Annotated in this window: 20 protein-coding genes; 10 read left to right on the top strand and 10 right to left on the bottom strand. The window is 71.2% G+C overall.

What is annotated here, in order from left to right:
• Positions 1-5: 5 nt before the first annotated feature.
• Positions 6-674: a nucleotide exchange factor GrpE gene (locus tag EXU48_RS02370; RefSeq protein WP_235856791.1), complete on the bottom strand. Its 669-nt coding sequence runs from the start codon at positions 672-674 to the stop codon at positions 6-8.
• Entirely contained in the window at positions 671-2,539 is a 1,869-nt protein-coding gene (dnaK, locus tag EXU48_RS02365; protein WP_133105950.1) for a molecular chaperone DnaK, read from the bottom strand. Before dnaK ends, EXU48_RS02370 begins: the two co-directional genes overlap by 4 nt.
• A gap of 432 nt (positions 2,540-2,971) precedes the next feature.
• Here dnaK and mraY point away from each other — a divergent pair, with 432 nt between their 5' ends.
• Positions 2,972-4,069 (top strand): phospho-N-acetylmuramoyl-pentapeptide-transferase, encoded by a 1,098-nt coding sequence (gene mraY / locus EXU48_RS02360; protein WP_133105949.1) that lies wholly within the window; start codon positions 2,972-2,974, stop codon positions 4,067-4,069.
• On the opposite strand, the gene EXU48_RS02355 is transcribed toward mraY, so the two are convergent.
• The gene (locus EXU48_RS02355; RefSeq protein WP_133105948.1) at positions 4,059-4,268 is read right to left on the bottom strand and encodes a hypothetical protein; all 210 of its coding nucleotides are present in this window, start codon (positions 4,266-4,268) and stop codon (positions 4,059-4,061) included. The genes mraY and EXU48_RS02355 overlap by 11 nt on opposite strands.
• A 26-nt stretch (positions 4,269-4,294) precedes the next feature.
• On the opposite strand from EXU48_RS02355, the gene EXU48_RS02350 reads away from it, so the two are divergent.
• Positions 4,295-4,819: a CGNR zinc finger domain-containing protein gene (locus tag EXU48_RS02350; RefSeq protein ID WP_133105947.1), complete on the top strand. Its 525-nt coding sequence runs from the start codon at positions 4,295-4,297 to the stop codon at positions 4,817-4,819.
• Positions 4,820-5,161: 342 nt separating this feature from the next.
• Here EXU48_RS02350 and EXU48_RS02345 read toward each other — a convergent pair whose 3' ends face one another.
• Positions 5,162-5,680, bottom strand: coding sequence for a GNAT family N-acetyltransferase (locus EXU48_RS02345; protein ID WP_207947585.1), 519 nt, complete (start codon positions 5,678-5,680; stop codon positions 5,162-5,164).
• A 128-nt stretch (positions 5,681-5,808) separates the two neighbouring features.
• On the opposite strand from EXU48_RS02345, the gene EXU48_RS02340 reads away from it, so the two are divergent.
• Positions 5,809-6,402, top strand: a complete 594-nt coding sequence (locus EXU48_RS02340) for an N-acetyltransferase (protein WP_133105946.1) — start codon at positions 5,809-5,811, stop codon at positions 6,400-6,402.
• Positions 6,403-6,434: 32 nt separating this feature from the next.
• On the opposite strand, the gene EXU48_RS02335 is transcribed toward EXU48_RS02340, so the two are convergent.
• From EXU48_RS02335 to EXU48_RS02325, 3 genes are read right to left on the bottom strand one after another with little or no spacing between them, the layout of a single operon-like run.
• Complete coding sequence (locus tag EXU48_RS02335) at positions 6,435-6,971, bottom strand: AAA family ATPase (protein ID WP_133105945.1); 537 nt, start codon at positions 6,969-6,971, stop codon at positions 6,435-6,437.
• Between the two features lie 48 nt (positions 6,972-7,019).
• Positions 7,020-7,811, bottom strand: a complete 792-nt coding sequence (locus tag EXU48_RS02330) for an ABC transporter permease (RefSeq protein WP_133105944.1) — start codon at positions 7,809-7,811, stop codon at positions 7,020-7,022.
• Complete coding sequence (locus tag EXU48_RS02325; protein ID WP_133105943.1) at positions 7,804-8,802, bottom strand: ABC transporter ATP-binding protein; 999 nt, start codon at positions 8,800-8,802, stop codon at positions 7,804-7,806. The genes EXU48_RS02330 and EXU48_RS02325 overlap by 8 nt, the downstream gene beginning before the upstream one ends.
• Before the next feature lie 91 nt (positions 8,803-8,893).
• Between EXU48_RS02325 and EXU48_RS02320 the strand changes: the two genes are divergently transcribed.
• From EXU48_RS02320 to EXU48_RS02300, 5 genes are all read left to right on the top strand, one after another.
• Positions 8,894-9,589: a TetR/AcrR family transcriptional regulator gene (locus EXU48_RS02320; RefSeq protein WP_133105942.1), complete on the top strand. Its 696-nt coding sequence runs from the start codon at positions 8,894-8,896 to the stop codon at positions 9,587-9,589.
• A gap of 169 nt (positions 9,590-9,758) precedes the next feature.
• Positions 9,759-10,058: a DUF1540 domain-containing protein gene (locus EXU48_RS02315; RefSeq protein ID WP_133105941.1), complete on the top strand. Its 300-nt coding sequence runs from the start codon at positions 9,759-9,761 to the stop codon at positions 10,056-10,058.
• A 130-nt stretch (positions 10,059-10,188) separates the two neighbouring features.
• Positions 10,189-10,566, top strand: coding sequence for a YciI family protein (locus tag EXU48_RS02310; protein WP_133105940.1), 378 nt, complete (start codon positions 10,189-10,191; stop codon positions 10,564-10,566).
• A complete protein-coding gene (locus tag EXU48_RS02305; protein WP_133105939.1) occupies positions 10,563-11,798 on the top strand; it encodes an RNA polymerase sigma factor in 1,236 nt (411 codons plus the stop codon). The genes EXU48_RS02310 and EXU48_RS02305 overlap by 4 nt, the downstream gene beginning before the upstream one ends.
• Positions 11,799-11,863: 65 nt before the next feature.
• Positions 11,864-12,718 (top strand): phosphotransferase family protein, encoded by an 855-nt coding sequence (locus tag EXU48_RS02300; protein ID WP_133105938.1) that lies wholly within the window; start codon positions 11,864-11,866, stop codon positions 12,716-12,718.
• 13 nt (positions 12,719-12,731) lie between these two features.
• Here EXU48_RS02300 and EXU48_RS02295 read toward each other — a convergent pair whose 3' ends face one another.
• Positions 12,732-13,622: a sigma-70 family RNA polymerase sigma factor gene (locus EXU48_RS02295; RefSeq protein WP_133105937.1), complete on the bottom strand. Its 891-nt coding sequence runs from the start codon at positions 13,620-13,622 to the stop codon at positions 12,732-12,734.
• 92 nt (positions 13,623-13,714) lie between these two features.
• Here EXU48_RS02295 and EXU48_RS02290 point away from each other — a divergent pair, with 92 nt between their 5' ends.
• Entirely contained in the window at positions 13,715-14,521 is an 807-nt protein-coding gene (locus EXU48_RS02290) for an SDR family oxidoreductase (RefSeq protein ID WP_133105936.1), read from the top strand.
• A gap of 188 nt (positions 14,522-14,709) precedes the next feature.
• On the opposite strand, the gene EXU48_RS02280 is transcribed toward EXU48_RS02290, so the two are convergent.
• Together EXU48_RS02280 and EXU48_RS02275 are read right to left on the bottom strand one after the other, a co-directional pair.
• Positions 14,710-15,321: a GNAT family N-acetyltransferase gene (locus tag EXU48_RS02280; RefSeq protein WP_235856790.1), complete on the bottom strand. Its 612-nt coding sequence runs from the start codon at positions 15,319-15,321 to the stop codon at positions 14,710-14,712.
• A gap of 56 nt (positions 15,322-15,377) precedes the next feature.
• The gene (locus tag EXU48_RS02275; protein WP_133105935.1) at positions 15,378-16,133 is read right to left on the bottom strand and encodes a class I SAM-dependent DNA methyltransferase; all 756 of its coding nucleotides are present in this window, start codon (positions 16,131-16,133) and stop codon (positions 15,378-15,380) included.
• Between the two features lie 137 nt (positions 16,134-16,270).
• Between EXU48_RS02275 and EXU48_RS02270 the strand changes: the two genes are divergently transcribed.
• Complete coding sequence (locus EXU48_RS02270) at positions 16,271-17,176, top strand: DUF4349 domain-containing protein (RefSeq protein WP_133105934.1); 906 nt, start codon at positions 16,271-16,273, stop codon at positions 17,174-17,176.
• Positions 17,177-17,241: the final 65 nt, after the last annotated feature.

Here is a 17,241-nt window from a genome sequence, read left to right as displayed (position 1 = left end):
TGCTGTCATTCTGGGCCGGTGACCCCTACCCGCGCGGGGCGGATGATGACGTCACCGGCACGGTAGCCCGGCTGGAGCACGGTGGTGATGGTGTCCACCGTGACGTCCGGGCTCTGGCTGTGCATGAGGGCCTCGTGCACGTTGGGGTCGAACTCCTCCCCCTCTGCGCCGAACCGCTCCACCCCGAACCGGGCGGTCAGGGTGGTCTCGAGCTTGTCCGCGATGGACGCGAACGGACCCTCGAGCGCCTCGTGCTGACGGGCCGCGGCGATGTCGTCGAGCACCGGGATCAGTGCCTCGATCACGGAGTGTGCGCCGCGGACCTTCTCGGTCTCGGCCTCGGCGCGGGACCGCTTGACGAAGTTGTTGAACCGCTGGTCCAGGTTGTACAGGTCCGCCTTGCCGCGGGCCACCTGGTCGGCAAGATCCAACGCCTCCGCCTTCGCCCTGGCGAGCTCGTCGTCGGGCGACGGCGCATCATCGCCCTCGGCGACCTGCTCGCCATCGGCGGCGCCTCCCGAGGCGACCGGCTCCTGGGGCGAGCCGCCCGCCCGGGCGGGGCCGCCGTCGGGCTCGACGGCGGCACCCCCCTCGGGACGCAACTCGCCCGTGTTCGGGTCGAGTCGCCGCTTGTCGCGGATGATCGGCTCGGACTCGTTGTCGGTCGGCGTCACTTCTTCTCGTCCTCCTCGTCCACGATCTCGGCGTCCACGATGTCGTCCTCGTCGGCGGCGGGGGCCGCCTCCTCGGCAGCCGGCGCGTCCGCGCCCGGAGCCGCGGCGGCGTCCGGCTGGGCGTAGAGCGCCTCGCCGATCTTCTGGCTCACCGCGGCCAGTTCGGACTGGGCCGTCTTGACCGCCTCGATGTCATCGCCCGCGAGCGCGGTCTTGAGCTTGTCGACGGCGGCCCGCACCTCGGTGGAGACGTCCTCGGGCAGCTTCTCGGCGTTGTCCGTGAGGAGCTTCTCGGTGGAGTAGGCGAGCTGCTCCGCGGAGTTGCGGGTCTCGGCCTCCTCGCGCCGGGCGGCGTCCTCGGCGGCGTGCGCCTCGGCCTCCTTGATCATCCGGTCGATCTCGTCCTTCGGGAGGGCGGACCCGCCGGTGATCGTCATCGACTGCTCCTGGTTCGTACCGCGGTCCTTGGCGGACACGTGCACGATCCCGTTCGCGTCGATGTCGAAGGTGACCTCGATCTGCGGGACGCCACGGGGAGCCGGTGCGATGCCGGTCAGCTCGAAGGTGCCCAGCGGCTTGTTGTCCTTGACGAAGTCACGCTCGCCCTGGAACACCTGGATGAGCACGCTCGGCTGGTTGTCCTCGGCGGTCGAGAACACCGCGGAGCCCTTGGTCGGGATGGCCGTGTTGCGCTCGATCATGTTGGTCATCACACCGCCCTTGGTCTCGATGCCGAGGGACAGCGGGGTGACGTCGATCAGCAGCACGTCGGTGCGCTCACCCTGGAGCACGCCGGCCTGCAGTGCGGCGCCGACGGCCACGACCTCGTCCGGGTTGACGCCCTTGTTGGGCTCCTTGCCACCGGTCAGCTCCTTGACCACATCGGTCACGGCGGGCATCCGGGTGGACCCACCGACGAGCACCACGTGGTCGATCTCGGACAGGCTGATGCCGGCGTCCTTGATGACGTTGTGGAACGGCTCCTTGGTGCGGTCGAGCAGATCCGACGTCATCTGCTGGAACTGGGCCCGGGTGAGCTTCTCGTCCAGGTGGATCGGTCCGTTCTCGGACATCGACAGGTACTGCAGGGAGATGTTCGTGCTGGTGGCCGAGGAGAGCTCCTTCTTGGCCTGCTCGGCGGCCTCCCGCAGTCGCTGGAGAGCGATCTTGTCCTTGGACAGGTCCACGCCCGTGCCGTTCTTGACCTGCGTAACCAGCCACTCGACGATCCGCTGGTCCCAGTCGTCACCACCGAGGCGGTTGTCACCGTTGGTGGCGCGCACCTGGATGGTGGAGAACCCGTCGTCGTCCTTGCCCACCTCGAGCAGGGACACGTCGAACGTGCCGCCACCGAGGTCGAAGACCAGGATGAGCTCGTCCTCCTTGCCCTTCTCCAGGCCGTAGGCGAGCGCGGCCGCGGTGGGCTCGTTGATGATGCGCTGCACGTTCAGCCCGGCGATCTGTCCGGCGTCCTTCGTGGCCTGGCGCTCGGCGTCGTTGAAGTACGCCGGCACCGTGATCACGGCGTCGGTGACCGGCTCACCGAGGTAGGCCTCGGCGTCCTTCTTCAACTTGCCCAGCACCCGCGCCGAGATCTCCTGTGCGGTGTAGGTCTTGTCGTCGATGGCCACGGACCAGTCCGTGCCCATGTGACGCTTCACGGAACTGACCGTGCGGTCCACGTTGGTGACCGCCTGGCGCTTGGCCACCTCACCGACGAGCACCTCGCCGGTCTTGCTGAACGCCACGACGGACGGCGTGGTGCGCGCACCCTCCGCGTTGGCGATGACGGTGGGCTCGCCACCCTCCAGGACGGCGACCACGGAGTTGGTGGTGCCCAGGTCGATTCCGACCGATCGAGCCATGTTCGTGTGCTCCTTCCGGGCCGCCCCGGTGGGTACGACCGCATCTGCTTGAGTCTTCCGCACTCAAGTTTCCTCGCTGACCTGACGATGTCAAACCAAGACATCAGAACTTGAGTCTGCTTGGCTCAACTATGGTGGTCGGTGGAGTATTCCCGTCCGGGAGACGTGACCGCCGCTGCCGACGAGACGGCGCCCCCGACCAGAGCTGGTGCAGCGCCCCCGGAGGTACCCGCCGAGCCTGGCGAGAGCCCTCCTGACGTCGGGTCGGGTTCCGTGTGTCTGCGCCGGATCGGAACGCGTCGTCGCCTACCCTTGCTTGCGGACGTCGGGAGCGCGACGGCGCGAGGAACAGCAAGGGGACCGAGGAACGATGCGCTGGGACCAGCGGAACCACCTCACGAACAGGTCGATGACCTGCCGGGGGCTCCGCCCGTGAGGCTGGTCGTGATCGGCGCCCTCGTGGCGTTCTTGATCGGGCTGCTCGGCACCCGCTTCTACATCACCCTCGCAACCCGCCGGGGATGGGCCCAGTTCATCCGCGAGGACGGGCCGACCAGCCACCTCACCAAACGCGGCACCCCTCAGATGGGCGGCCTCGTCATCATCGGTGGCGCTCTCATCAGCTACGCGGCGGCGCACCTCTTCACGTGGACGCCGCCAACGGCCTCAGGTCTTCTCGTCCTGTTCCTGATGGTCGGTATCGGATTCGTCGGGTTCCTGGACGACTGGACCAAGATCAGGCGCGAACGTTCGCTCGGGCTTCGGTCGTGGCAGAAGCTGGTCGGACAGACGGTCGTCGCGGTCATCTTCGCCATCCTGGCCTCCACGTTCGCGCGTGACGGCGTCACGCCCGCCAGCTACAACATCTCCTTCGTCCGCGACACTGCGGTCGATCTGGCACACTTCGGTCCGCTCATCGGCCTGGCCCTGTTCGTCGTCTGGGCCAACCTCATGATCGCCGGAGCGAGCAACGGCGTGAACCTCACGGACGGACTCGATGGCCTGGCGGCCGGCGCCTCGGCCATGGTGTTCGGCGCGTACGTGCTGATCGGGGTCTGGCAGTACAACCAGAGCTGTCGACTGGACCCGTCGGCCCAGTGCTATGAGGTCCGCGACCCGCTCGATCTCGCCGTCGTAGCCGCATGCGTCACGGGCGTCTGCTTCGGTTTCCTGTGGTGGAACGCCTCGCCGGCGCGTCTGTTCATGGGTGACACCGGCGCTCTCGGCCTCGGCGCCGCACTGGCCGGGTTGGCCATCATGACCCGCACCGAACTGCTCCTCGTGATCCTCGGCGGACTGTTCGTCATCCAGACGACCGCCGTGATGCTTCAGGTGAGCTACTTCAAGCTCACCAAGCGCCGCAATGGCGGCGTAGGCAAGCGACTCTTCCGGATGACACCGATCCACCATCACTTCGAACTGCTCGGCTGGGAACAGATCACCGTCACGATCCGCTTCTGGATCATCTGCGGACTGTGCGTAGCGACCGGACTCGGGATCTTCTACGCAGAGTGGCTCATCAGCGGCTGACGAGCAGTTTGCTGAGCGGTGCGGGCGGCGTGTCGTAGCGCTGCTGGAGATCCACCCGGCGGACTCCGCAGATCTCGCATCTCACGTAGAGGATGTGACCCGACGAGGTCGGGTGGCCGGACTCGGTCGACCATGCGTGTTCGTGCGGCGAGCGCTCGGCCCGCACGTGCGATGGGAGTCGGACGTGGCTGGTGGTCATGGGGTCCACCATGCTGTAATGGTCTTATGCATCTCAACCCTTACGGTGAGTATGCGGTCCTGCTCGCGGCCTCCCTCGCCAACGCCTGGCCCGCCGACCGCGCGGGGATCGAGGCGAGGACTCGAGAGTTCGGCATGACGATGGCATTTCCCACGGCGTCGGATGACCACAAGGCCGTGCGTCAGGTCATCGACGACTGGCTCCGCGTCGTCGATGCCGCCGATCCGGATCGGCGTGCGGTGCTGCTGAACGCGGAGATGGCCGCGGCCGCGGCCTATCCGCGGCTGACGGATCACGACGACGAGGGATGGCACCTGCACTATCGGGACGACCCCCAGTCCCTCCCGTCGGTGCTGCGCGCCGTGATCAGCGTGGGGACCTCCCTGCACCTCGTCACGCGGGGGATGCACAGGCTCGGCCGGTGCGCGTCGGAGCCCTGCACCGCGGTCGTGGTCGACATCACCCGCAACGGGCGGCAGCGCTACTGCTCCGTGCGATGCGCCAACCGCGCGGCCGTTCGACGGCACCGCGAGCGAACTCTCGCCTCCTGAGTGCAGTGGATGGGGCGTCGGCCCGCGGTCGCGACTGTCGACGGCCGAGACGTCGTGGTGGACCATGTGCGATGTCGGGTCCCGCTGGTCCGACGGTATCGGTCCGCCACGGAGGGAGGAGTCCGAGGTGCTGGAGGGCGAACTCACGGTCGAGCTCGGCCGGGCCGAACCCCGCGTCCTCGGAGTGGGGCAGAAGCTCACGATCACGCCGCGAACTCCGCACCGGATGTGGAACGCCGGGCCCGGTCGGGCGCGTGCGAACTGGCGGATCACGCCGGCGCAGCGCACGATCGAGCAGTTCCGATTCATGGCTCAGGGGACCGGACTCTACTCCGGCCGGGGTCAGCGCGAGGCGGGGAACGGCACGCCACTGCGCACCATGCGGATCTCGCGCACACCGTCCTCCACCTGCACCGCGCCGTCGGCAACGAATCCGTGCTTGCGGTAGAACGCCTGCGCCCGCGGATTCGGGTCCGCCACCCAGAGCGCGGCCGGTTCGCGAGTGCCGACGACGGCGTCCAGCAGCGCCGCGCCGGCGCCGGATCCGTGATGCTCGGCGAGCACGTAGAGCACGTAGAGGTGCAGGTTCCAGCCGGGTTCGGCAGCGGCCGGCGGGCCCGCCATCGCGACCCCGATCACGGCGCCGTCCCGGACCGCCACGGCGACCCGGTTCGCGCGGTAGCGCTCGTCGACCAGGGCAGCCGTCCAGAACCGCTCGCGAAAGGCAACCTGTCCGGGATCGTCGAGTACGCCGTCTGCCATCAGACCGCGATAGGTCTCCTGCCACGAGCGGACGATCACCCGTGCCATGGCCCCGACGTCCTCGAGCCGGGCTGGGCGGACCGCCACCGTGATGTCCATGTCCGAATCCTCCCAGGCGAAGGCGCCGACCACGCCGGCCGGCAAATTCGAGCGACAGCGTCGAGGGCCGACTGCTAGAACGGCAACCGAGCCACGCCTTCACCGCCGAGCCACCCAGGAGCCAGATCGTGCCGTGCACGGACCCGGAACTGGAGATCCCGGAGCGCCTGACGACGGCGGCGTTCCTCCTCCGGCCGATCCTGGCCACCGACGCCGAGCTGGACCACGCAGCCGTGATGGAGAGCCGGGACTACCTGCGCACGTGGGAGCAGTCGAGCTGGCCCGAGGACGGCTTCACCGTGGCCGCCAACCGGAAGGATCTCGAGGGCCTCGAAGAACGCCATGTCGACCGTCGGGCATTCACCTACACGGTGCTGAACCCGGACGAGACCGAGTGTCTCGGCTGCGTCTACCTGATGCCGACCGACGCGAGCATGTTCGACGGCGCCCGCATCACTGCGGTCGGGAACCACCTGTGGTCGGATTACGACACGGCCGTCTACTTCTGGGTCCGACGCTCGGCCCTGGAGACCGGTACCGATCGCGTGCTGCTCGACGAGCTCCGGGCATGGCTCGCCCGGGACTGGAGCCTCGGCGGCCATCTCATCGTCACCAGTGAGGGGTTCACCCAGCAGGTCGACCTGATCGAACGTACCGACCTGCAGCTGCGCTTCGAGATCGAGGAGTCCGGCAAGCCGGGCCGGTACCGCGCCTACTCCTAGCCGCCCGGCCCCGTGACCCGCGGGGCGCGAGGTCACCTGGCCAGATGGCGCTCGACCTCCGCAAGGATCGGCGCAAGGCGCTGCTCGGGAGAGGTCGACTCGGCGTCGAGGAGCACGTCATGGTCGAGAGCGGGCAACTCACGCTCGAACTGCGCGTAGACCCGCTCCAGGAAGCCCCGGTCCTTGCTGATCCCACGCGTCGGGTCGCCCTGCGCCCGCTCCCACGAACGCCGCACGTCGGCGACCAGGACCACCGTGATCACCGCGGTCGGACCGGGCACGCCCGCCAGCACCTGGTCCACCTCCGCCCGGGTCGAGGCGCCCTCGTCCACGACGACCTCGAGCGGCACCCGCGTCCAGTGCCCGACCAGCCGGGCGTGGATCTCGTGCGCCCAGGCCCAGTCCGGCAGCGTGGGGAGGGCCATCTCGGCCACCGTGTCGAGGTCGACGAGGGCCACGGAACGTCCCTGGTCGCGCAGGCGGTCGGCCACGGCACGGGCCAGGGTCGACTTCCCGGCCGCGATGGGTCCGGCGATCAGTACGAGCACCCTGGCCACGTCGTCACTCACCCGCCCATGGTGCCGGTTCCCACGAGGGAACCCCAGCCGATTACCGCATCACGGCCGGCGCACCAGCGCCCGAACCGAGACCGCCACGCCGGCCGCGCACCACACCGTCAGCACTGCCAGGTCCCGCAGGCTCGCCTCGAACACGTCCGAGGCCAGGCCCGCCCGGATCAGATCGGCCGCGGCCCGGACCGGCAGCACGTCGTGGACGGTCTGGAACCAATCCGGCAGCTGTTCGACCCGGAAGGTGATCGGCGAGAACAGCAACACGAAGAACACGAGCACCTGCGTGGACAGTTGCGCGAGCAACGGTGGCAGGCTCACCGCGATGGCATAGCCCACCGCCGTTGCCATCAACGTCGCGAGCAGCGTCGCCACGACCAGGATCGGCCAGTCGACCGAGAGCGCGATGCCATAGCGCAATTGCGCGACCATGACCCCGACAGCGACGCTCGGCAGCCCGATGATCAACCACACGGTCAGGTCGGCCGCCAGCAGCAGCGGCCGCGCGATCGGCAGGCCTCTCATGTAGCTGAACGTGCCGTCGGTGCGGGACCGGGAGACCCCCTGCGGCACCATCACGAACCCGATGGTGAGCAGCAGGACGGTCGGAGTGCCGGTGGACAGGTAGAGCGCAGTCGCCGCGTCGATGTTCGGGATGATGAACCCGAACCCGATGATGATCCCGGCCGCGAGCATCGCCTGGACCACGACGATGAGCGGGAGCATCGCGCCGATGCCGGCGAACGTCCAGCGCAGCAGCGTGACGTAGGTCGTAGAGAGCCCGACCTGGATCGGTGACCGGCGGGGCTCGAGGCGGCCGGCAGTCGCGAGGTCAGACATGGGCGGCCGCCTCGGTCCCGGCCGGGGCCGGCACGGTGTCGTCCTCGACGGCGGTCAGCGAGAGGTAGGCATCCTCAAGCGTGACCGGTCCGACGGCGTAGCCGTCCACGCGACCACGCTCGCGGAGCGCCGCCGCCCAGGTGACGGCGGCCGCGGCCTCCTCGGTCCCGATGGTGTGCAGCACCCGGCGGCCCACGCGGACCGTGCGGCGAACCGCGAAAGGCACCCTTGCGCCGTCGGGCGCCCCGACGTCGGCGGCATCGGGCGGGAACTGCAGCTCGAGGCGCAGATCAGTGCCGGTCGCGCCGCGCAGGCGCGCGGGCGAGCCGGTCGCGGCGACCCGGCCATGGTTCAGGACGATGAGGTCGTCGACGATCCGTTCCGCCTCGGCGACGTTGTGGGTGACGAGCAGCACGCCAGAGCCGGCGTCGGCACGGGCACGCACGGCCTGCCAGAGCAGCCGGCGGCGGGAGGCGTCGATGTCGTTCGTCGGCTCGTCCAGGATCACCAGTGGCGTGGGCGCGACGATCGCCATCGCGAAGGCGGTGAGCCTCCGGATCCCGCCGGAGAGGCCGCGATTCTCCGGCAGGGCCCTTCGGTCGATCCACTCGGTGATGTCGAGTTCCTCGGCAAGACTCTCGGCGGCGGCACGCGCGGCCCTCGTGGACAGCCCGCGGAGCCGCCCGGCCATCTCGATGGCCGACCGGGGGGTCAGCCCGTCGATGGGCGCCTGGCTCTGGGGCTGCAGGGCGACGTACCGCCGGGCCGTCGCCGGTTCCGCCACCGCGTCGATGCCACCGACGCGGATCGAGCCGTCGTCGGGCCGGAGGAGACCGACGACCTGGGAGACGAGGGTCGTCTTGCCGGCGCCGTTGTGGCCGAGCAGCCCGACCACGGTGCCGGACCGAACTCGAAGTGAGACACCGTCGTTGGCGACCACCGAGCCGAAGCGTCGGGTGACGCCGTCGACGCGTAGGACGTCGTCGCTCATGCCACTCCTTAGATACCGTTGGTATTGGAATACTCACGGTATTCGCGTACCGCCGGTACGTCAATGCTCGGGTTCGACCTACGATGACGTGATGGCCTCCCTCCCCCGCTCCCGCCGGGAACAGCAGCAGCAGACCCGCGACGCGCTCGTGGTCGCCGCACGGCAGGCGTTCGCCGAACATGGCTATCACGCCGCGAACCTGGAAGCGATCGCACGCGAGGCGGGCTTCTCCAAGGGAGCCGTCTATTCCAACTTCGACGGCAAGGCCGACCTGTTCCTCGCGGTGATCGACGCGAACGTCGAGATTGCGTTCGCGGACGGCGGTTGGAACATCACCACGGACGACCCGATCGAAGCGGAACACGGCGAGGGCCTCTCGGCGGCGATCGAGGGATTCGCGCTGGCGACCCTGGAGTTCATCGCGACCGCTGCTCGGGACTCGCGACTCAGTGCGGAGATGGGCAAGCGGATGGACCTCCTGGTCGACGGCTACGGCGCCGTGGCCACGCAGTCCGGGAGTGCGGACGACGTGCTGCCGACCGCGGAGCTCGGTGCGCTGCTTGCCGCGCTGGATCAGGGGGCGGCACTGCTCTCCCTTGGCGGCAGCCGCGCCATCGACCAGCGGGTTCTGCGCACCGGAATGCGCCGCATCCTCACCGCGGGCCCGCTCGAGGACACCCCCGGCGGTCGCGGCGAACCCGCCGTCCACGACGCCGCAGTGCGACAGCGGATCCGCGCCTCGATCATGACCCAGGACGTGAGCCCGACCGCCGAATCCTACGGTTGAATGATTAACGCATTCCGGCCGTCACGTTATTGACGAACTACTTTCGCATTGCGCGCGTCGCGTTATTCCGGAGAATCCGGTTAGGCAGTACTGCCTTGCTATACACATCGGCATTTCAGGATTACCGTGTGCCTATTCCTACCTCGACCTACGCCACACGGAGGACATCATGACCTCGCTCGCCGATCTCCCCTCCGTCACCGAGTGCACGGTGGCCGGCTGCTCCTACAACCACGACGGCTGCCACGCCGCGGCCGTGACGATCGGTGGCACCGGCGTCGACGCGCAGTGTGCCACCTTCATCCCGCTCACCACGAAGGGTGGGCTGTCCACGGTGCTTGCCGCGGTCGGCGCCTGCCAGCGCGTGGACTGCGTGCACAATGTCGACCTCGAGTGCAGCGCACCCGCCGTCCGGATCGGCGCCGGCACGGACCTGGCCGACTGTCTCACGTTCGAACCGCGCGCCTGACCGAACCTCACCCGATGGGGTCCCGAGCCACGCGGCTCGGGACCCCATCGGCGTTCCGGTGTCCATTCGGCGACGGCGTCATCGTCATCACCCTGTACGCACCCGATGACGAACGAGGAGTATGAGAGCCATGCGGTACACGATCATGCTGCACTACCCCGAGCAGAGCACCGAGACGCTCGGCGAGGAGGCCTGGGCGGAGGGTGAACGAGCCTTCAGTGCCTACGCGAAGGCGCTGCATCAGGCGGGCGTCCTGCTCTCCGGCGAGGTGCTCCAGCCCTCCACCAGCACCACCACCCTGACCACGGTCGACGGTGAGCTGCGGGTCCAGGACGGCCCGTACGCCGACACCAAGGACCAGCTGGGCGGGACGTTCGTCGTCGACGTGCCCGATCTCGACGCCGCCCTCGACTGGGCGAAGCAGGCGCCCGCCCTCGCGTGGGGCGGGGTCGAGGTCCGCCCGGGCGCGACGTACGTCCGGGAAGGCCGGTGGGAACCGAACGCATGAGCGTGCCCGAGGCGCGGGCGGCGGCCGAGCGTGCCGCCCGCGCCTCCTACGGCCGGCTGGTCGCGATCCTCGCGGCCCCGACCGGGGACCTCATGCTCGCCGAGGACGCCCTCTCCGACGCGCTCGAGCGCGCCCTGCGCAGCTGGCCCGAGCGGGGGGTCCCGGCGAACCCGGAGGGGTGGCTGCTCACGGTCGCCCGCAACCGCCAGCGGGACGTCTGGAGATCGGCCGCGCACCGGACCGCCCGGCCGCTCAGCGAGGTGGTCGTCGAGGCGGCGCGGACGACCTCGCCCCTGGACGCGGTCGACCCCGACGCGATCGGCGAGCGCCGCCTGGAACTGTTGTTCGTGTGCGCGCACCCGGCGATCGATGCTGCGTCCCGGACCCCGCTGATGCTGCAGGCGGTGCTCGGCCTCGATGCCGCCCGGATCGCGCGGGCCTACGGGGTTGGCAAGGAGGCCATGGCCAAACGCCTGGTGCGGGCCAAGCGCCGGATCGCAGGCACCCGGATCCCGTTCACCGTCCCGGGACGGGAGGCCAGGTCCGAACGGCTGCCCGGCGTCCTCGAGGCCGTCTACGGGTGCTACGCGGTCACCCTCACGGGCGGGCCGGACGAGGCTCCCCGACGATCCCCGGACTCCCTCGCCGGCGAGGCCCACTACCTGGCCACCACGCTCGCGACCCTGCTCCCGGACGAGCCCGAGGCGCTCGGCCTCGCTGCGCTGATCGCACTGTCGCTGGCTCGGGCGCCCGGTCGGGGCACGGACTATGTGCCGCTCGCGGAACAGGATCCGGCGGACTGGGATGCGGACCTGATCGCCGAGGGTGAGGCCTACCTGCGCCGGGCGTCCGCCGCCGACCGGCTCGGCCGGTTCCAGCTCGAGGCGGCCATCCAGGCGGTCCACTGCGACCGCCGGCGCACCGGGATCACGGACACCCGCGCGCTGCGCACGCTGTACTCGGCGCTGGTCACGCTCGCCCCGACCCTGGGCGCGCAGGTCGCGCTCGCCGCAGCGGTCGGCCGGCTGGACGGCCCCGATGCCGGCCTGGCAGCGCTGCCCGACGGTGTTGACGACTTCCAGCCGGCCTGGGCCGCCCGTGCCCACCTGCTCGCCGAGGCCGGCCGCTTCACCGAGGCTGCGGCCGCGTTCGACCGGGCTGCCACCCTCGCGCTCGATCCGGCTGCCCGGGGCTACCTCGCTGACCGCGCGGCCGGGCTCCGCGCACGCTGACCCGCGCGGGACCCACGGGTGGCCGGCGAGCCGAAGCAGGGGGCGGACCCGGATACGGTGGGTCGATGGAGCTCGAGACCCGGTACGTCCGGCCACCGCAGGAGGCCCTCGACGCCCTGGTCGCCGAGGGGTTCGCGGCCGCCGGCGAGTCCCCGGAGGCCTCGGCGGTCACCTGGATCGAGGTCGGCTCCGCCTCGATCGTGGTGCTCGGCGGGCGGACCGCGCTGCGGGTGGCACGCCAGCCGTCCGGGGCGCCGGAACTCCTGCGCGCCCAGGCGCTGGTCGACTCGTTACCGGACCTGCCGTTCGCGGTGCCGAGGTCCATCGGCGAACCTGTGACCGTCGAGGGCCACCTCGCGATCCCGACCCTGCGGGTCGAGGGCGAGCCGCATCCGCCGCATCAGGGCGAGCCGGGACCGTTGCGGGCACTGCTGGAGGCGGTGCACGGCATCGACCCCGAGCCGGTGCGGGTGCACCTGGCCGAGCCGCGCTCGTTCATGGGCGGCGCGGACTGGGAGCGGGTACTGCGCGATCGCGTCGTCCCGTTGTTGGGTTCGAACGTCCGAGACGAGGCCCGACGGCGCATCGACGCCCTCGTAGGTCTCGAACCCGTCGAGGTGGTCGTCAACCACGGCGACCTCGCCGGCTCGAACGTGCTCTGGCGCGACGGCCGGGTCAGTGGTGTCCTCGACTGGGACCTGACCGCGTTGGACGACCCGGCCGAGGATCTGTCGAGCCTCGCCTCCTGGCACGGCTGGGCGCTGGCCGCGCAGCTCGCCGATGCCGCCGGCGTGGCCCGGGCCGAGGTGTTCCACGGTTGCGGCCCCCTGCAGGTGGTCGCCTTCGCCGTGCTCAACGACCGACCGGCGGACGAGCTCGCCCGGGTCGTGGCGCGCGCCGAGGCACGGCTGGCCGGCTGAGGCGTCGGTCCGCTCACACCCCGAGGGGCGGCAGATCGAGCTCGGCCAGCCGGTCCGTGTCGGCGAGGACGTCGATGGCCAGGATTCGCCCGGTCCGCACGGTGAACGCCATCACGAACTGCGCCCGCCCGTGTGGTGCGACCACCACGCCGGCGACGCCGTTGACCAGGACCGGGTGCACGAACGGGGACAGCCTCGCCGCGGTGAACGCCTGCCGCGATACGGCAGCGGGCCCGTGCAGGGTCATCGACATCTGCGGACGGGACCGGCCGCCGTCGGACCGGAGTACGACGTCGGGATGCAGCACCGCGACCAGCGCGTCGAGGTCGCCGTCCCGGGACGCCGCGAAGAAGGCCTCCACGACCTCGCGCTGGGCACGCACGTCCGGGTCCGGCTCGGTGACCGAGGCGGCCACGCGCCGCCGTCCCCGGCTGGCGAGCTGGCGGGTGGCGGTGGGAGACCGCTGGAGCATTGGCGCGATCTCGTCAAAGGGCACCGCGAACATGTCGTGCAGCACGAAGGCCAGCCGCTCGGCCGGCGGCAGCGTGTCCAGCACCACCATCAGCGCCAGACCGACCGAGTCGGCGAGCACCGCCTCCTGCTCCGGGTCCGGACCGGCCGCCGGCCCGAGCAGCGGGTCGGGCACGTGCACGACGTCGTCCAGCTCGTCCTCGCGACGGTTCGCCCGCGCCCGGAGCCGGTTCAGGCAGGTGCGCACCACCACCGTGGTCAGCCAGCCCGCCGGATTCTCGACCCCGTCCAGACCGGCCCGGTCGGCGCGGAGCCAGGCGTCCTGCAGGGCGTCGTCCGCTTCGGCGAGCGAGCCGAGCATCCGGTAGGCGACCGCGCGCAGCCGCGGTCGGGCCCGCTCGAACAGCGCGGTGAGGTCGTCGCCGTCGTCCATGTCACATCCTTCCGTCCGTGGGTGTCACAGGGGTGACCCGCCGCACCGGCCTGGTGTGACCGGGACCCCGACGCAACCCTTTGGAGAACTTCATGACCTCCCCCATTCTCGTCACCGGCGGTACCGGCACCCTCGGCCGGCTGGTCCTGGCGCGGCTGCGCGCCGCCGGCCGCGACACCCGGGTGCTCAGCCGCCGCCCCCACGACGACGGGCCCGGCGCTCGCTACGTCGTGGGCGACGTCGCCACCGGCGCCGGCCTCGACGCGGCGTTCGACGGCGTCGACACGGTGCTGCATCTGGCCGGCGGTCCCAAGGGCGACGCCGCGGCGGCCCGTGTGGTCGCCGACCACGCGCGCCGCGCCGGGGTCGGCCACCTGGTGGCGATCTCGGTCGTCGGCGCCGGTGCGGTGCCCCTGGGCTACTTCCGCGAGAAGGATGGCCTGGAACGGGCCATCGCTGCGGCCGGCGTCCCCTGGACGGTCCTGCGCGCCGCCCAGTTCCACGACTTCGTGCTGATTCTCGCGACGTCGCTGTCCGCAGTACCCGTGGTGCCCGTGCCGCGGATGCGGCTGCAGTCGGTCGACGCCGACGAGGTGGCCGCGCGACTCGTGGACCTCGCCCTCGGGGCACCGGCCGGGCTCGTCCCGGACCTCGTCGGTCCCGAGATCTACGACGCGCCCGATGCCGTCCGGGCCTACCTGCGTGCGCGGGGCTCACGCCGCCGGGTGGTCAGCTTCGGGCTCCCGGGCAAGGTGGGCCGCGCCTACCGGGAGGGCGCCAACCTGAATGTCTTCGCCGGGACCTTCGGCGAGCAGACCTGGGCGGACTTCCTCGCCGAGCGGGTGGGGGTCGCCGGCAGGCCCGGGTCGTCCCGAGCCGAGCGGCGCCCGGCCGGCTGACCACCCATGCGCCCGGAGCCAGTACCGCGCCCATGGACCACGGCGACCGGGACTGCCACGGGCGTAGGTCCGGATCGCGCGACGGTCACCCGACCGTACTTCGTCGCCCAGCCGGGCGACCCTCCGGAGGCGTTCGCGGCCGAGGCGTCGCGGCACCCGGTCTTCGCCCTGACCCCGGCACCCTGATCTCAGAAGTCGATGCGCATGACGACGCGTCGCTTGCTCGGCGCGGCCACCTGCGTGAATCCGGCCCCGGCGAACGCGGCGATGGTGCCGACGTGCAGATCCTGCTCGATCGCGCCCGCCGGCCGGGTCGGGTACCCCTCGAGGGCGCGGGCGCCGCGCGCCCGCGCATGGTCGACGGCGGCCCGCACCAGGGCGTGGCTGATCCCCATCCGGCGATGGCCGGCCCGGGCGAACACGCACGTCACGGCCCAGATCCCGGCATCGGCGCGGTCCTCCTCGCGGCCGTCCCACGGCACCCGGTACACGCGCACGAGACCGTCGTGGTGCGGACGCGGCGCCACCGCGCACCAACCGACGGGCTCGTCGCCGTCGTAGGCGACCAGGCCGCTCGTGGTGTCGGACGTCGGGTTCTCGCACTCGGTCTGCTCCCGGAGCCGGGCCGCGCGCTCGGCGACCGGGAAGTTCCCGAACGCCTCCCCCGGGGCGAGCCGGTACCGCTGGCACAGGCACCGCGAGCCCTCCCCGCGACTGCCGAAGATGGCCGCCAGGTCGTCCCAGGTGGCCTCGTTCGCCGGCACGATCCGTAGTTCGGTCATCGCCGCGCTCGGTGCCATCGCGCCGCTCCCCTCGTCGGGACCGGACCCGAACCCCGGGGCCGCTCCCGGCGAGCCTACGCGGGCAGCCGGTACACCGACACGTGGGACGGGGACTCGGCCGTGAACTCCGTACCGGCGAAGTCCGCGTGCCGGCTCTCCAGCTCGAAGCCGGCCAGCCGTGCCATCAGGTCCAGCTCGGACGGCCAGATGTAGCGGTGCGGGGTGCGGCCGAGCGTCGCCTCGCGACCGTCCCCGAACCGGAAGTGGTGGGAGACCACCCGCTGGTTCAGCACGTCGTAGGTGTCCAGGCCGATGTAGTCCTCGCGGGCCTGCCACACCATCGCCGGTGCCCCGGGTGGGAGGCTGCGCAGCGTCGGCACCCACAGCTCGATCACGAACGCCCCACCCGGCCGGAGGTGGCGGGCCGCATTGGCGAAGCAGGCGACCTGCTCGTCCTGCGTGAGCAGGTTCGCGATCGTGTTGAACACGAGATAGACGAGACCGTACTCACCCGGGCCGGCCTGCGCCGTCGCCATGTCCCCGAGCACCACGGGGATCTCGGCCTCGCCGACCTTCGTGCGCAACTGCGCGACCATCGGTTCCGAGAACTCGATGCCGGTGACCGGCACCCGCCGGGCGAGCGGGACCGCAACCCGGCCGGTGCCGATCGCGAACTCCAGGGCGGGGCCGCCGTCGGCGAGCGCCGCGAGCCGCTCGACGGTCGGTCCGAGCACCTCCGGGGCGAACATGCCCTCGCCCGGGGTGTCGTACTCGGCGGCCGCGGTGGCGTCCCAGAGGTCGGACTGGCTGAGGTCCTCGATGCGCGTCATGTCCTCGATGCTCACGCCGAGGCCCGACGGCGTCCAGAGGTTTTCGAGGACTCCACCGGTCACGCTGGTGGCACGGTTCGGCCACAACTTGGCAACGACCCGCCCGCTGGGACCGATCCGCACCTACGGTTCGGGGCATGAGACGACCGCGGTGGGGCCTCGCTCTTCTTCTCGCAACGATGCTGCTGGCCGGCTGCAGCAACGCCGGTTCCGGATCCGGCGACTCCGGCGCCGACCCCGGGTACCTCTCGGGCGGCGACGGTGGCGGCGGAGTCGCCGAGCAGGAGGCGGCCGACCGGGACCTCGGCGGCGACGAGAACCGGCAGATCATCACCACCGGGTACGCGACCGTTGTCGTGGACGACCCGGCGGAGGCCGCGGACCGGGTGGCGCTGCTCGCGGAGACGGCCGGAGGACGGGTGGACCAGCGTTCGGAGGTGGCCGCCGGGTCCCAGGGACAGGACTCGCCGGGCTGGGCGAGCCTGACCATTCGGGTGCCGGCGGACGAACTGAACCGGCTGATCGAGGACCTCGACGACCTCGGCGACGTTCGCGACCTGAACCAGACCTCCCAGGACGTCACCCAGACGGCCGTGGATCTGGACGCCCGGATCCTCGCCCTGCAGGCCTCGACCGACCGGCTGCTGCAGATCATGGCCGACGCCGAGGACAGCGGGGACCTGATCGCCGCGGAGTCCGCGCTGAGCGACCGGCAGGCCGAGCTCGAGTCGCTGCAGGCCGAGCGCGCCTACCTGGCGGACCAGGTCTCGATGTCCACGCTCCAGCTCCAGCTCGAGGCGCGGGAGGAGGCCACGATCGAGGCCGGCGGCTTCCTCGGCGGTATCGAGACAGGGTGGCGGGCGCTCGTCACCTTCGCGAGCGGGCTGCTGGTGTTCCTCGGCGTGATCGCACCGTGGCTGCTCGTGGTCGGGGTCCCGGTGACCGCGATCGTGTGGTTGACCAGGCGCCGGCGCCGGCGCACCACGGCGGCCGTCCCCGGGGCGCCGCAGCCTCCCGACGACGGGGCCGCGCAGGAGGCCTGACCACCACGGCCGACGGCGTCCCCCGGGTCCCGGGGTGACGGCGCGGGGCCCGGCATGGTTGGGTC

Source organism: Occultella glacieicola (assembly GCF_004353825.1).
GTDB lineage: Bacteria > Actinomycetota > Actinomycetes > Actinomycetales > Beutenbergiaceae > Occultella > Occultella glacieicola.
This window is presented reverse-complemented; position numbering and strand designations above follow the sequence as displayed.

Bases quoted from the DNA above. Each gene is read 5' to 3' on its own strand.
- EXU48_RS02270 (WP_133105934.1), top strand. From the start codon at position 16,271: ATGAGACGACCGCGGTGGGGCCTCGCTCTTCTTCTCGCAACGATGCTG.
- EXU48_RS02350 (WP_133105947.1), top strand. From the start codon at position 4,295: ATGCATCTCAACCCTTACGGTGAGTATGCGGTCCTGCTCGCGGCCTCC.
- EXU48_RS02290 (WP_133105936.1), top strand. From the start codon at position 13,715: ATGACCTCCCCCATTCTCGTCACCGGCGGTACCGGCACCCTCGGCCGG.
- EXU48_RS02280 (WP_235856790.1), bottom strand. From the start codon at position 15,321: ATGGCACCGAGCGCGGCGATGACCGAACTACGGATCGTGCCGGCGAAC.
- EXU48_RS02320 (WP_133105942.1), top strand. From the start codon at position 8,894: ATGGCCTCCCTCCCCCGCTCCCGCCGGGAACAGCAGCAGCAGACCCGC.
- EXU48_RS02300 (WP_133105938.1), top strand. From the start codon at position 11,864: ATGGAGCTCGAGACCCGGTACGTCCGGCCACCGCAGGAGGCCCTCGAC.
- EXU48_RS02295 (WP_133105937.1), bottom strand. From the start codon at position 13,622: ATGGACGACGGCGACGACCTCACCGCGCTGTTCGAGCGGGCCCGACCG.
- EXU48_RS02315 (WP_133105941.1), top strand. From the start codon at position 9,759: ATGACCTCGCTCGCCGATCTCCCCTCCGTCACCGAGTGCACGGTGGCC.
- EXU48_RS02330 (WP_133105944.1), bottom strand. From the start codon at position 7,811: ATGTCTGACCTCGCGACTGCCGGCCGCCTCGAGCCCCGCCGGTCACCG.
- EXU48_RS02325 (WP_133105943.1), bottom strand. From the start codon at position 8,802: ATGAGCGACGACGTCCTACGCGTCGACGGCGTCACCCGACGCTTCGGC.
- EXU48_RS02345 (WP_207947585.1), bottom strand. From the start codon at position 5,680: ATGGACATCACGGTGGCGGTCCGCCCAGCCCGGCTCGAGGACGTCGGG.
- EXU48_RS02355 (WP_133105948.1), bottom strand. From the start codon at position 4,268: ATGACCACCAGCCACGTCCGACTCCCATCGCACGTGCGGGCCGAGCGC.
- dnaK (WP_133105950.1), bottom strand. From the start codon at position 2,539: ATGGCTCGATCGGTCGGAATCGACCTGGGCACCACCAACTCCGTGGTC.
- EXU48_RS02310 (WP_133105940.1), top strand. From the start codon at position 10,189: ATGCGGTACACGATCATGCTGCACTACCCCGAGCAGAGCACCGAGACG.
- EXU48_RS02275 (WP_133105935.1), bottom strand. From the start codon at position 16,133: ATGACGCGCATCGAGGACCTCAGCCAGTCCGACCTCTGGGACGCCACC.
- EXU48_RS02305 (WP_133105939.1), top strand. From the start codon at position 10,563: ATGAGCGTGCCCGAGGCGCGGGCGGCGGCCGAGCGTGCCGCCCGCGCC.